The following is a 14099-nucleotide window of genomic DNA, read 5'->3' as shown; positions in this document are numbered from 1 at the left end:
TTAAGGCATGGACCACGCGCCTGCTCCGGAGGGCAGGAGCGCACCGCCGCCGACTGACGCACGCGACCGGGTATTCACCGTGCCGAACGCGCTCAGTGTGCTGCGCCTGCTGCTGGTACCGGTGTTCCTGTGGCTGCTGTTCGGTGCGCACGCCAACGGGTGGGCCGTAGCGGTCCTGATGTTCAGCGGCTTCTCCGACTGGGCCGACGGGAAGATCGCGCGCCTGGTCGACAATCAGTCGTCGCGGCTCGGCGAGCTGCTCGATCCGCTCGTCGACCGGATCTACATGGTCACGGTTCCGGTCGCCCTGGCGCTGTACGGCGTGGTGCCGTGGTGGTTGGTGCTGACCCTGCTGGGCCGCGATGTGCTGCTCGCCGCCACGCTGCCGATCCTGCGTCGCCGGGGCCTGACGGCGCTGCCGGTGACGTATGTGGGCAAGGCCGCGACCTTTGCCCTGATGTCGGCCTTCCCGTGGGTGCTGCTCGGTCAGTGGGACACGACGTGGAGCCGGGTGGCACTGGCCTGCGGATGGGCCTTCCTGCTGTGGGGCGTGGCGTTGTACCTGTGGTCTGCGGTGCTCTACCTGATCCAGGTGACGATGGTGGTGCGACAACTCCCCGTCAGATCATGAGCACCCTGGGCGGCTACGAGTCGGGGGCAGGGCTCAACGACCATGAGGCCCACGCCCCCAAGCGCATTCCGCTGCCCTCGCTCCTGCGGTCATTGCTGTCGGAGCACCTCGACCCGGGCTATGCCGCGGCCGCTGCCGCACGTGAGGCCGGTGACCGGCCCCGCCGGCGGTTCACCGATATCGGGTGGTTGCTGGTGGGCGCAGGCGCGATTGCCACGGTGTTTGCGGTCGCAGCGGGGCAGGCTCAGACGGCGGCCCCGGCCGCACGCGTTGCCCAGCACACGCTCGCCGGGCGGGTTCGAGCGGCTCAGGCCGGTGCCGACACGGCCAGTACCGAGCGCGACGCGCTCGTCGATCAGCTGGACGCCGAGCGGCGCAGCAGGCTCGGCATGGATGAGAACGGCCAGCGGTTGCTCGGCAGTCTGGACACGGCCAACATCGAAGCGGCCGCCATTCCGATGATCGGTCCCGGGCTGACCGTCACGGTCACGGATCCGGGTCTGTCAAAGGACCTCAGCGACGTGTCCAAACAGCGGGTCGCCGGTAATCAGCAGATCATCCTCGACCGGGACCTGCAGCTGGTGGTGAACTCACTGTGGGCCAGTGGGGCAGAGGCGGTTTCGGTGGGCGGGGTGCGGGTCGGCGCCGGCGTCACGATCCGCCAGGCGGGTGGCGGGATTCTGGTCGACAACCAGCCGATCACGAGTCCGTATGTCATTGTGGCCATCGGACCGCCGAAGGGGATGGCCGATACGTTCGATCGCACTCCGGGTCTGCAGCGGCTGCGGTTGTTGGAGACTTCCTACGGGGTCGGGGCGAACGTGAGCGCGGGCGACGGTCTGACCGTGCCCGCGGTGTCGGTACGGGATGTCAACTTCGCCAAACAGATTGGATAGGCCTGACGTGCACAGGATTGACCGTTAGATGATCGGGATCGTCGCACTGGTCGTCGGGATCGTGCTCGGATTGGTGTTCCATCCGAGCGTTCCCGAGTTCGTCGAACCGTACCTTCCGATCGCGGTGGTGGCCGCGCTGGACGCGGTCTTCGGCGGGTTGAGGGCATATCTGGAGCGGATATTCGACGCCAAGGTGTTCGTGGTGTCGTTCGTGTTCAACGTGTTGGTGGCGGCGCTGATCGTGTATGTCGGCGATCAGCTGGGTGTCGGTACCCAGTTGTCGACGGCGATCATCGTGGTTCTCGGTATCCGGATCTTCGGTAATGCCGCCGCACTGCGGCGCAGGTTGTTCGGCGCCTGACATGAGCGAATCGGAGTCCAAACCCCCGGCCGAGCCGGACCCGCCGTCCGGCACCACCGAACCGGACCAGCCCGAAGACCGGCCGGAGCCTCAGCCGGAGGCCGAGGCGGAACACAAGCCCGAACACAAGCCCGAACACAAGCCCGAACACCACGCCGAGCACCACGGCCGTCATGAGATGCCCGCGGATGTCTCGCCACGCCGGTTCCGGAATCTGCGAATCGTGCGCCGCAGCCGCACGCAGCTCGTGTTCGGCGGTCTCGGCGTGCTGTTGTGCATCCTGCTCGGTATGGCGATCGTCACGCAGGTCCGCCAGAACGAGTCGGGGGATTCGCTGGAGACCGCGCGGCCGGCGGATCTGCTCGTGCTGCTCGATTCCCTGCAGCAACGTGAAGCCTCGCTCAACACCGAGGTCGGCGATCTACAGCGGACACTGCAACAGTTGCAGGCCTCGGGCAGCAGTGATCAGGCCGCGATCGAGAATGCCCAGTCCCGGCTGGAGGCGCTGTCCATCCAGATCGGGACGGTGGCTGCGACGGGTCCCGGAGTGACGCTCACCATAGAAGACAATGCGCCCGGGGTGCCCGCCGAGACCATGCTCGATGTGATCAACGAGCTGCGCGCGGCCGGCGCCGAGGCCGTCGAGATCCGCGGCGGGGATCAGCAATCCGCCGTGCGGGTGGGCCTCGACACCTGGATCATCGGCACCCCCGGGCAGCTCACGGTCGACGATGTGACCCTGCGGCCGCCGTATTCGGTTCTGGTGATAGGGGATCCGCCCACGCTGGCGGCCGCGATGAACATTCCCGGCGGGGCAATGGACAGTGTGAAACGTGTCGGCGGCACGATGGTGGTACAACAAGCCGAGCGCGTCGACGTCACCGCCTTGCGGCAACCGAAACCACGCCAATACGCTCAGCCCGTCAAGTGAGCAGAGCAACCAACTCTCCCGACCATAAGGAGCACCGTGAGCGAGATCCCAGCCGACCTGTACTACACCTCGGAGCACGAGTGGGTGTCGCGTACCGGTGCCGACACGGTGCGCGTCGGCATCACCGATTACGCGCAGTCCGCACTCGGCGATGTGGTGTTCGTCCAACTGCCCGAAGTCGGGGCCCAGCTGGCCTCCGGTGACGCGTTCGGCGAGGTCGAGTCGACCAAGTCGGTGTCGGACCTGTACGCCCCCGTGGCGGCGAAAGTCGTTGCGGTCAACGGTGATCTGGACGGCAGTCCGCAGCTGGTCAATTCCGACCCCTACGGCGAAGGCTGGCTGGTCGATCTGCGGCTCGAGGAGGGCACGATCGAGGACGCCCTGGCCGGTTTGCTCGACGCGGACGGCTACCGCGCCGCCGTGACCGAGTAAGGAATTGTTAGGGTTTCGAGGGCCGGTCGCAAAGACCGGTTGGGCCGTAACCTGCGCGCAGATATCTTCACCATCGGATCCGGCGGTGGTGGACCCAATGATGGCTGATGCGCGGTACGGTCGACGTGAGACCGACGATGGGCTGGGGCCACGCCGGGCAACGCCACAGCAGCCAGTGAGGAGCAGCGGGTGACGGACAAGGACAGCAATTTGGGGGCCGACCAGTCGGAAGACGTGACGGTGGAAACCACATCGGTTTTCCGCGCGGACTTTCTGAACGAACTGGATGCGCCCGCGACGGCCGGTACCGAAGGCGCCGTTTCCGGTGTCGAGGGCCTGCCCGCGGGCTCGGCATTGCTCGTCGTCAAGCGCGGACCGAACGCCGGATCGCGTTTTCTGCTCGATCAGCCGACGACCTCGGCGGGGCGCCACCCGGACAGCGATATTTTTCTCGATGACGTCACGGTGAGCCGTCGGCACGCCGAGTTCCGGTTGGAGAGCGGTGAGTTCCAGGTTGTCGACGTCGGCAGCCTCAACGGAACTTACGTCAACCGCGAGCCGGTCGATTCGGCCGTACTCGCCAATGGTGACGAAGTGCAGATCGGGAAGTTCCGCCTGGTGTTCCTGACGGGCCCTCGTTCTGACGACGACAGCGGCCAGACCAGCTAGCCGATGACTGCCCCCGACAGACCTGCACTGGCCGGGATGTCGATCGGCGCAGTGCTGGACCTGCTCCGGGGCGACTTTCCGGACATCAGCATCTCCAAGATTCGGTTCCTTGAGGCCGAGGGGCTGGTGACGCCGCAGCGGACGGCGTCGGGGTACCGGCGGTTCACTGCGTACGACTGTGCGCGGTTGCGATTCATCCTGACCGCGCAGCGTGACCAGTATCTGCCGTTGAAGGTGATCAAGGCGCAGCTGGACGCGCTACCCGACGGGGAGCTGCCTCAGGCGGGATCCACCTACGGGGTACCGCGTCTGGTGCCGGTATCCGGTGATGGCGCCGATGCGGCCGGGTCCGGGGCTGCCGTCGTCGCGGCGGTGGCGCCGACCCATGTACGGCTGTCCCGCGAAGACCTGTTGGCCCGGTCGGGCATCGACGATGAGACGCTGGGGGCGCTGGTCCGCAACGGCATCATCATCGCCGGGCCCGCCGGGTTTTTCGATGAACATTCCGTGGTGATCGCCCAGTGTGCGCGGGCCCTGGGCGACTACGGCGTCGAGCCCCGACACCTGCGGGCATTCCGCTCCGCGGCCGACCGGCAATCCGATCTGATCGCCCAGATCGCAGGCCCAGTGGGCAAGGCGGGCAAGGCCGGAGCCCGCGACCGAGCCGACGATCTGGCTCGTGAAGTGGCCGCCTTGGCCATCACTTTGCACACGTCTCTGATCAAGTCCGCCGTACGCGACGTTCTGGATCGCTGAGGACTAGACTCGTTTCGACGGCCAGTTCGTCTAAGTCGGGACCCCTGGCGATCGGTAACTGGCGGACTGCGCGACGGACGAAGATTCGACGAAACGGCACGGCGGTGCGGAGGGCAGGCACAGATGGCTGAGGTTCGCGTGGTCGGCATTCGGGTGGAGCAACCGCAGAACCAACCCGTGTTGCTTTTGCGGGAGTCCAACGGTGACCGTTACCTACCGATCTGGATCGGGCAGTCGGAGGCCGCCGCGATCGCGCTGGAACAGCAGGGTGTCGAACCCACCCGGCCTCTCACTCACGACCTGATCCGAGATGTCATTGCCGCCCTTGGGCATTCGCTCAAGGAGGTGCGGATCGTGGACCTGCAGGAAGGCACCTTCTACGCCGACCTGATCTTCGACCGTGACATCAAGGTCTCGGCCAGGCCGTCGGACTCGGTGGCGATCGCCCTGCGCGTCGGCGTGCCGATCTACGTGGAGGAAGCGGTGCTTGCCGAGGCCGGCCTGCTGATTCCCGACGAGAACGACGAAGAAGCCGCAGGCACCGTCCGTGAGGACGAGGTGGAGAAGTTCAAGGAGTTCCTGGACAGCGTTTCGCCGGACGACTTCAAGGCGACATGACCGTCCCGCCCCCCGCTGCGCGGCCGCAGATCACGGATACGTCTCAAGTGCGCATACCGGTGTCAACACGCGGCGCGGGAGACAATCCGGCGGGAATTCGGGCGCCATACTTTCTTCGCAGCGGGCAATCAGGGCCCGGCGGGAAGCGTATGCTCGACACATTCGAGCTCGCAGCAAACCGTCGCGGCAGAGATCGCCGCGTTGCAGGACATAGGAGTACGGTGCGTGCGAGTTCGAACGGCGAGAGGATTCACAGTGGGTGACACGCCACGGCAGGAAGAGCTGGATCTGACCACCGGGAGCGGCGCGGAGCCGCCCGTCAGGCCATCTGGCGAACCCGTGCAGGGAGGCCTGTTCCCCGACGATTCGGTGCCCGACGAACTGGTCGGTTACCGCGGTCCCAGTGCATGCCAGATCGCCGGTATCACCTACCGGCAGCTCGATTACTGGGCCCGCACCTCCCTGGTGGTTCCCTCGATCCGCGGCGCGGCCGGCTCGGGCAGCCAGCGCCTGTATTCGTTCAAGGACGTCCTGGTCCTCAAGATCGTCAAGCGGTTGCTGGACACCGGTATCTCGTTGCACAACATCCGGGTCGCGGTCGACCACCTACGTCAGCGGGGCGTGCAGGATCTGGCCAACATCACCCTGTTCTCCGACGGCACCACGGTCTATGAGTGCACCTCGGCCGAAGAGGTTGTCGATCTGCTGCAGGGCGGCCAGGGCGTGTTCGGCATCGCGGTATCCGGCGCCATGCGTGAGTTGACCGGCACCATCGCCGACTTCCCGGGCGAGCGTGCCGACGGCGGCGAGTCCATCGCATCACCCGAGGATGAGTTGGCGTCGCGCCGCAAAAGCCGCGACCGCAAGATCGGCTGATCTCCCCTCGCGAACAGACACCTAGCTGCCCCGCATCCAGCGATGTGGGGCAGCTGCGCGTCTGTTCGCGGGCATAGGTGAGCGGCCGGTAGAATTATCGACGCATCGCCCTCGTGCGGGAGAGTTTCGTGACAGCCAGCCACGGACGCCGAAGGAGCAATACCTCTCCGTCAACCTCTCAGGCACCCAGGACCGCGCCAGGCCCCGATGCCTCTGGAAAGTGGTGCCCATCGGGTACCCGCCCATGGGGAAAAGTCCTGTACCGGGGCTGAATCTCTCAGGCGCCCGGACCGGGTCGACGACAGAGGGAGAGGGACTGCTACGACGTCTGAGCACGTCTGCGCCTCAGGAGAGTGTCGTGTCCGACCAGCATCAATCGCGTTTCGCCGATCGTCACATCGGCCCGGACGCCTCCGCCGTCAGCACCATGCTCGACGTGATCGGCGTGGCCTCCCTCGACGAGCTCGCCGCCAAGGCGCTTCCGGCAGGCATCCTCGACGCGCTGTCCTCCGGTGGTGTCGCCCCGGGCCTGGAGGGTCTGCCCGCGCCGGCCACCGAAGAGGAGTCGCTGGCCGAGTTGCGCGCGTTGGCCGACTCCAATACGACCGCGGTCTCGATGATCGGCCAGGGCTACTTCGACACCTTCACGCCCGCTGTGCTGCGGCGCAACATTCTTGAGAACCCCGCCTGGTACACCGCGTACACGCCGTATCAGCCCGAGATCAGCCAGGGCCGCCTCGAGGCGCTGCTGAACTTCCAGACCATGGTGTCGGATCTGACCGGACTCGAGGTGGCGAACGCCTCGATGCTCGACGAGGGCACCGCCGCGGCCGAGGCCATGACGCTGATGCACCGCGCGACCAAGTCGAAGGCGAATCGACTGCTGGTCGACACCGACGTGTATGCGCAGACCGCGGCCGTGCTGGCCACCCGTGCGGAGCCGCTCGGCATCGAGATCGTCACGGCCGATCTGCGCCAGGGACTTCCGGACGGCGAGTTCTTCGGCGTCATCGTGCAACTGCCGGGAGCGAGCGGACGTGTCGATGACTGGGCTGGACTGATCAGTGCGGCCCACGAGCGGGACGCGCTCGTCGCCGTCGGCGCCGATCTGCTCGCGCTGACCGTGATCACCCCGCCGGGGGAGATCGGGGCCGACGTGGCCTTCGGAACCAGCCAACGGTTCGGTGTGCCAATGGGATTCGGCGGTCCGCACGCCGGTTATCTCGCCGTGCACGCCAAGCACGCCCGGCAGCTTCCGGGCCGGTTGGTCGGCGTGTCCGTCGACGCGGACGGGGCCCCGGCGTACCGCCTGGCGCTGCAGACTCGTGAGCAGCACATCCGCCGGGACAAGGCGACCAGCAACATCTGTACCGCGCAGGTGCTGCTGGCGGTGATGGCCGCGATGTACGCCAGCTATCACGGTGCACCGGGTTTGACCGCCATCGCCCGCCGCGTGCACGGTCATGCCTCAGCCATCGCGGGCGCGCTCGGAGACGCGTTGGTGCACGACAAGTACTTCGACACCGTGCTGGCCCGGGTTCCCGGACGCGCCGACGACGTGATCGCCGCGGCCAAGGCCAAGGGGATCAACCTGTGGCGCGTCGACGCCGACCACGTGTCCGTGTCCTGCGACGAGGCGACCACCGGTGCGCATGTGGCTGCGGTCGTGGAGGCGTTCGAGGTTTCGCCCGCCGCTCCGGTGTCCGCCGGCATCCTGACGCGAACCTCCGAGTTCCTGACTCATCCGGCATTCAACTCCTACCGCACCGAGACCGAGATGATGCGCTACCTCCGGTCGCTGGCGGACAAGGATATTGCCTTGGACCGCAGCATGATTCCGCTGGGCTCCTGCACGATGAAGCTCAACGCGGCCGCAGAGATGGAGCCGATCACCTGGCCCGAATTCGGCCGTCAGCACCCATTCGCACCGGCGTCGGACAACCCGGGGCTGCGCAAACTGATCGCCGATCTGCAGGACTGGCTCACCGGGATCACCGGCTACGACCAGATTTCGTTGCAGCCCAACGCCGGTTCGCAAGGTGAGTACGCCGGACTCCTGGCGATCAAGGCCTACCACGTCTCCCGCGGTGACGTCGACCGTGACCTCTGCCTGATCCCGTCGAGCGCACACGGCACCAACGCGGCCTCGGCGGCACTGGCCGGGATGCGGGTCGTGGTGGTCGCCTGTCGCGAGAACGGCGACGTCGACCTCGACGACCTGCGCGCGAAGATTGCCGAACATGCGGATCGCGTTGCGGCGCTGATGATCACCTACCCGTCGACGCACGGGGTGTACGAGCACGACGTCGCCGACATCTGCGCGGCGGTGCACGACGTGGGCGGCCAGGTCTATGTGGACGGCGCGAACCTCAACGCGCTGGTCGGGTTGGCCCGGCCGGGCCGATTCGGCGGTGACGTCAGCCACCTCAACCTGCACAAGACGTTCTGTATCCCGCACGGCGGTGGCGGCCCGGGGGTCGGGCCGGTCGCGGTTCGATCCCATCTGGCTCCCTTCCTGCCGGGCCATCCGCTCGCGGACGAACTGCCCGATGAGCACACGGTCTCGGCCGCCCCGTACGGGTCGGCGTCGATCCTCCCGATCACCTGGGCCTACATCCGGATGATGGGTGCCGACGGCCTGCGGGAGGCGACTCTGACTGCGATCGCGTCAGCCAACTACGTGGCCCGCCGGCTCGACGAGTACTACCCGGTGCTCTACACCGGCGAGAACGGCATGGTCGCCCACGAGTGCATCCTGGACCTCCGCGGGATCACCAAGGACACCGGCGTGACCGTCGACGATGTGGCAAAGCGCCTCGCGGACTACGGATTCCATGCACCGACCATGAGCTTCCCGGTGGCCGGCACGTTGATGGTCGAGCCGACCGAGAGTGAGAGCCTGACCGAGGTCGACGCGTTCTGCGACGCGATGATCGCGATTCGCGCCGAGATCGACCGGGTCGGTTCGGGGGAGTGGCCGGTGGATGACAACCCGCTGCGCGGCGCTCCCCACACGGCCGAGTGCCTGCTCGTGGCCGACTGGGATCACTCGTACACCCGCGAACAGGCCGCCTACCCGTTGGGCAAGGGATACCGTCCCAAGGTCTGGCCCCCGGTGCGGCGTATCGACGGCGCCTATGGCGACCGGAATCTCGTGTGCTCCTGCCCGCCGGTCGAGGCATTCGCCTGATGCAGACCCGCGGCCGGTGTACCGGTCGCGGGATTCGTACGTCGCTTTTTACCCCAAGGCTGCGCTCGGTCGCGGCGAACAGCCCTGGGGTAGAAAGCGGCGCATCAGCGCGTTGATGCGTTACCGGGGACGGGCGCGGCAGGGTGGTGAGGCTCAGCCCAGCATGGTGTTGACGGCGGTGGCCAGTTCGGGCGAGGCCGAGCTGGAGAGGTGCTGATACGTGCCGCTGCTCGCCTGTGCGACGGCTTCCCAGGTGGTCCGGTCCGAGCCGCTGCCGAAATCGATCACGTCGACCGCGATCGGACGGGCTGGGTCGAATGCGCCGCGGATGAACTCCTGCAGTCCCGCCCCGTCCAGGCTCTGATCGGTGTGCGGGCCGGTGGTGATCACCAGAATGGAATTAGCCTGGCCCTCACGATATTTCGACAGCGCCTCGGTGTAGACCATCCGCAGCGTCGTGAACGACACCGCACCGCCTCCGGACGCCGACTGCTGGTCCAGCGTCGAGGTCAGCGCATCGGAGCGACGCTCACCGCCGACGGGCTCGGCCAACGGCCCCGTCGAGACGTCAGAGCGGCCTTCGGTGCCGTCGAAGGTCCACAGGCCGACCGCCGCGGTGTCCGGCAGTGCCTTGAGCCGACTGTTGAGCGCAGCCACCACGTTGGCCAACCGGGACTTGCCGCCCTCCTCGGTCGGCATCGACTGGTCGAGCATGATGGTGACGGCGGGGCTTCCCGTCGGCGTAGCTGTCGCGTTGGCCAGCGTCACCCGCATGGTGTTGTCGCCGATCGACAACGGCGCTGCCAGCTGACCGAAAGCGGTCACATCGCTGGACGGCGGTGTCGTCCCCTCAGCCCGGAATCCGGCCTTGGCGAGCACGGCGAGCTGCTCGGGCTTGCGCAGGTAGCGGGCGAATTCGCTGGCCGCAGTGACCTGCTCCTTCTCCAGCCAGTCTCCGGCCAGCAGAACCGTCGGGTAGTCGGCGGTGGCCGTCGGGCCGGGCGGCACCCAGCCGGCCAGGGAGCCCTTGGCGTCATCGAGCGAGCTGCCCCGCTGGAAGATCTGCTGTTCGGTGGTGGCCACCGCGTGCACCGGCGCGGTCGCCGGATCGGAGGCATTGAGCAGCGCATCGAAGGCGGTTCCCAGCTCGGTGTCGTCGAGCTTGGGCTGCCCGCGGAGCAGGCTGTTGACGCCGCTCATGCCCGAGGTGGCCGGCGCGCCCGCGGGGGCGGATGCCGCAGCGACGGCCTCGGCGGCCAGGGGAGCGGCATCGCCGTTGCTGCGGGTCGGCAACGCGAGTTTGAGTGTGCCCCAACCGGGCAGCTTGAGCGCGTTCATCGCGGCCGGGCTGCTCTGCAGTTGCGGCAGGGTGGCCCAGGACTGTTGTGCCAGTGCGTCCTTGAGCTGCGGACGGACCGCGAGCAGGACCGGTGAGGTGACCAGGGAGCGGCTGTCGCTGACGGCCTTGGCGCCTGCCGTCGCCTCCAGCCGCGCCTCGGCGATGCTGGAGGCCGGAATCCACAGTGCCGGACGGTCGCCGAGCTCGCTCGGCCACGTGTTGGCGAAGCCACCGACCACCCGGTCGGATTCGGCGGACTGCACGCGCACCTTGACGCAGCGGTCACCGACGGGGCTGACCGACTCGTTGTACGTGTTGGCCAGTCCCTCGATGTGCGTCGAGATGGTCGGGTCGGCGATCACGGCGACTCCGAGTTCGCCGTCGACGCAGCGCGCGGCCGCGGCATCGCTGCGGCCGGCGAGGACGTCACCGAAGAATTTCCACAGGATCATCGCGCCGACCACGGCCACCACGGTGCAAAGCGCGACGATCACGCCGACGCTGACACCGCGCCGCCCGGACTGAACGGCGCGGTGGCTGCCGGTCCACTCGCCGCCGTCCCAGTCGCCGCCGTGCTGGCGGCTCGACGGGGCGGACGGGGGTGGTGGCTCGGAGACGGCGCCGAACTGCGCGGTCGGCTGATCATCGGCGTAGTCGCCCTCGGAATACTCGTCGGAGTACTCCGCGGCATAGTCGTCGTCGGCATCGGCGTACTTGCCGCGGTAACCGTCGACGTACTCGTCCTCGTAACCGTCGCCGTCGGCGTCGGCGTCGGCGTAATCGGCCTCGACGTAGTCCGCTTCGTCGTAATCGGCATACGGTTCGCGATAGTCCGATTCGTAGTCGTCGTCACCGTCGGCGTACTGGGGCGCACGGTAATCGGGCTCGGCCCGGTAGCCCCGGTAGTCAGGCTCTTCGCGGTATGCCGGTGCATCCCGGTACCCGCGATCGGCCTGATGCCCGGACGTGTCGAAATCGTCTGCGGCGCGCCGTGACTGCTCGCGGCGGGGAGGTTCGTAGCCGTCGGAATACCCGGGCTCGCCGACATGCGGCTCGTCGGGAGCATCCTCAGGGTCGGGAATGCTGTGCCTGCCCATTCCTAACCCCTGTACGTCTCGCGCCGACTAGTCATCCGGACCCGCCGAAGTCTAATCACTTCCCGGCGGTGCTCGCTTTGAACTCGCGGCGGCGCCGGTGCAGGATCGGCTCGGTGTAGCCGTTGGGCTGCTGGGCCCCGGACAGGATCAGCTCCTGCGCCGCGCCGAACGCGATGCTGGCATCCGGGTTCGGTGCCATCGCCAGATAGTCGGGATCACCGGCGTTCTGCTCGTCGACGACGGCGGCCATCCGGCGCAGGCTGGCCTTGACGTCCTCTTCGGTGATGACGCCGTGACGCAGCCAGTTGGCCAGGAGCTGGCTGGAGATCCGCAGCGTGGCGCGGTCTTCCATCAGCGCGACGTTGTGGATGTCGGGCACCTTCGAGCAGCCGACGCCGGCGTCGATCCAGCGGACCACGTAGCCCAGGATCGACTGGCAGTTGTTGTCCACCTCTTCGTGGATCTCCTCGGGTGACCAGGTCAGGGAGGAGTCCGCGAGCGGGATCGTCAGCAGTTCTTCGATCGTGGCGCGCTTCTTGCCGGCCAGTTCCTTCTGCACGGCCTCGACGTCCACCTGGTGGTAGTGCATCGCGTGCAACGTGGCCGCGGTCGGCGACGGCACCCACGCGGTGGTGGCGCCGGCCTTGGGCTGACCGATCTTCTGCTCGACCATGTCGGCCATCAGATCGGTCATGGCCCACATGCCCTTGCCGATCTGGGCCTTACCGGCCAGGCCGGTGGCCAGGCCGACGTCGACGTTGTTGTCCTCGTACGCCTTGATCCACGGCTGGGTCTTCATGCCGCCCTTGCGGATCATCGGGCCGGCCTCCATCGAGGTGTGGATCTCGTCGCCGGTGCGATCCAGGAAGCCGGTGTTGATGAACACCACGCGGTCGGCCGCTGCCTTGATGCAGGCTTTCAGGTTGACCGTGGTGCGGCGTTCCTCGTCCATGATGCCGACCTTGAGGGTGCCCCCGGGCAGGCCCAGGACGTCCTCGACGCGGCCGAACAGCTCGCAGGCGAAGGCGACCTCGTCGGGGCCGTGCATCTTGGGCTTCACGATGTAGACCGAGCCGGTCCGGCTGTTGGTCAGCTCGCCGTTCTCTTCGGTGGACTTCAGCCCGTGCATGGCGATCAGTCCGGTGAACAGCGCGTCCTGGATCCCCTCGGGGATCTCGTTGCCGTCCGCATCAATGATCGCGTCGTTGGTCATCAGGTGTCCGACGTTGCGCACGAACAGCAGGCTGCGTCCGGGCAGGGTCAGTTCGCCCTCGCCGTCAGGAGTGGTGAAGGTGCGGTCGGGGTTGAGGACGCGGGTGAAGGTCTTGCCGCCCTTGGCGACTTCCTCGGCCAGGTCGCCCCGGTTCAGGCCCAGCCAGTTGCGGTAGCCGAGCACCTTGTCGTCGGCGTCGACGGCGGCCACCGAGTCCTCGAAGTCCATGATCGTGGTGATCGCGGATTCCAGGACGACGTCCTTGATGCCGGCGGCGTCGGTGGAGCCGACGGGGGAGTCGGGGTCGACGAGGATCTCGATGTGCAGGCCGTGGTTGACCAGCAGCACCGACCACTGCGGCTGCCCGAGTTCACCCGTGTAACCGACGAACTGTTCGGGGGTGGCCAGGCCGGCGGACAGACCGTCGCCGTACTCGACGAGCAACTGGCCTTCATCGATCTTGAGACCGGTGGCATCGCTCCACGAGCCCGCGGTCAGCGGCACGGCCTGATCCAGGAAGTTGCGCGCATAGGCGATCACCTTGTCGCCGCGGACCTGGTTATAGCCCTTGCTCTTCTCGGCGCCGCCCTCGTCACTGATGACGTCGGTGCCGTACAGCGCGTCGTAGAGCGAGCCCCAGCGGGCGTTGGCGGCATTGAGCGCGAAACGGGCGTTGAGGATCGGCACAACGAGCTGCGGGCCGGCGGTCGAGGTGATCTCGTCGTCGACGCCGGACGTGGTGATGGTGAAGTCGGCGGGCTCGGGCAGCAGGTAGCCGATATCGGTGAGGAACTGCTTGTAGGCCTCGGGGTCGACCGGCTCGAGCACGTGGGCGCGGTGCCACTTGTCGATCTGCGCCTGCAGATCGTCGCGACGGGCCAGCAGGTCCTGATTCTTGGGGGTGAGGTCGGCGACGACCTTGTCGACGCCGGACCAGAAGCTGTCCGGGTCGACGCCGGTGCCCGGCAGTGCCTCGTTCGTGATGAAGTCGTGCAGCACCTGTGCAACGCGCAGGTTTCCGACAGTCACGCGATTGGTCATGCGCGTTTCCTCCCTCGGCTCCAGGCACCGTGCGATGCCTGCCGTTTAT

Annotated in this window: 12 protein-coding genes and 1 riboswitch; of the genes, 10 read left to right on the top strand and 2 right to left on the bottom strand. The window is 67.3% G+C overall.

Going from position 1 to position 14099, the window contains the following annotated elements; genetic code table 11:
* Positions 1–7: 7 nt before the first annotated feature.
* From ACZYZ7_RS06685 to gcvP, 10 genes are all read left to right on the top strand, one after another.
* The gene (locus ACZYZ7_RS06685) at positions 8–631 is read left to right on the top strand and encodes a CDP-alcohol phosphatidyltransferase family protein (protein WP_135455137.1); all 624 of its coding nucleotides are present in this window, start codon (positions 8–10) and stop codon (positions 629–631) included.
* Positions 628–1527 (top strand): DUF881 domain-containing protein, encoded by a 900-nt coding sequence (locus ACZYZ7_RS06680; protein WP_135455135.1) that lies wholly within the window; start codon positions 628–630, stop codon positions 1525–1527. The genes ACZYZ7_RS06685 and ACZYZ7_RS06680 overlap by 4 nt, the downstream gene beginning before the upstream one ends.
* Positions 1528–1555: 28 nt before the next feature.
* Entirely contained in the window at positions 1556–1888 is a 333-nt protein-coding gene (locus ACZYZ7_RS06675; protein ID WP_003882035.1) for a small basic family protein, read from the top strand.
* A gap of 178 nt (positions 1889–2066) precedes the next feature.
* Positions 2067–2819: a DUF881 domain-containing protein gene (locus ACZYZ7_RS06670; RefSeq protein ID WP_450071755.1), complete on the top strand. Its 753-nt coding sequence runs from the start codon at positions 2067–2069 to the stop codon at positions 2817–2819.
* A 36-nt stretch (positions 2820–2855) separates the two neighbouring features.
* Entirely contained in the window at positions 2856–3251 is a 396-nt protein-coding gene (gcvH, locus tag ACZYZ7_RS06665) for a glycine cleavage system protein GcvH (RefSeq protein WP_450071683.1), read from the top strand.
* A gap of 189 nt (positions 3252–3440) precedes the next feature.
* On the top strand, positions 3441–3920 hold the full coding sequence (garA, locus tag ACZYZ7_RS06660; protein ID WP_036449747.1) for a glycogen accumulation regulator GarA: 480 nt from the start codon (positions 3441–3443) through the stop codon (positions 3918–3920).
* Positions 3921–3923: 3 nt separating this feature from the next.
* The gene (ftsR, locus tag ACZYZ7_RS06655; protein WP_450071682.1) at positions 3924–4676 is read left to right on the top strand and encodes a transcriptional regulator FtsR; all 753 of its coding nucleotides are present in this window, start codon (positions 3924–3926) and stop codon (positions 4674–4676) included.
* Positions 4677–4799: 123 nt separating this feature from the next.
* The gene (locus tag ACZYZ7_RS06650; RefSeq protein WP_019346056.1) at positions 4800–5294 is read left to right on the top strand and encodes a bifunctional nuclease family protein; all 495 of its coding nucleotides are present in this window, start codon (positions 4800–4802) and stop codon (positions 5292–5294) included.
* Positions 5295–5549: 255 nt separating this feature from the next.
* Positions 5550–6170, top strand: a complete 621-nt coding sequence (locus ACZYZ7_RS06645) for a MerR family transcriptional regulator (protein WP_135455129.1) — start codon at positions 5550–5552, stop codon at positions 6168–6170.
* A 106-nt stretch (positions 6171–6276) separates the two neighbouring features.
* Positions 6277–6375, top strand: a riboswitch (glycine riboswitch).
* A gap of 153 nt (positions 6376–6528) precedes the next feature.
* Positions 6529–9360 (top strand): aminomethyl-transferring glycine dehydrogenase, encoded by a 2832-nt coding sequence (gcvP, locus tag ACZYZ7_RS06640; RefSeq protein ID WP_463740511.1) that lies wholly within the window; start codon positions 6529–6531, stop codon positions 9358–9360.
* Between the two features lie 153 nt (positions 9361–9513).
* On the opposite strand, the gene ACZYZ7_RS06635 is transcribed toward gcvP, so the two are convergent.
* Positions 9514–11796 carry a substrate-binding domain-containing protein gene (locus ACZYZ7_RS06635; protein ID WP_463740510.1) on the bottom strand — a complete coding sequence of 761 codons (2283 nt, stop codon included), beginning with the start codon at positions 11794–11796 and terminating at the stop codon, positions 9514–9516.
* Between the two features lie 55 nt (positions 11797–11851).
* A complete protein-coding gene (locus tag ACZYZ7_RS06630) occupies positions 11852–14050 on the bottom strand; it encodes a malate synthase G (protein WP_463740509.1) in 2199 nt (732 codons plus the stop codon).
* Between the last annotated feature and the right edge of the window lie 49 nt (positions 14051–14099).

It is taken from the genome of Mycobacterium sp. IDUB_17, assembly GCF_055419465.1.
The sequence above is the reverse complement of the archived record's forward strand: the minus strand, read 5'-3'. Positions and strand labels throughout refer to the sequence as shown.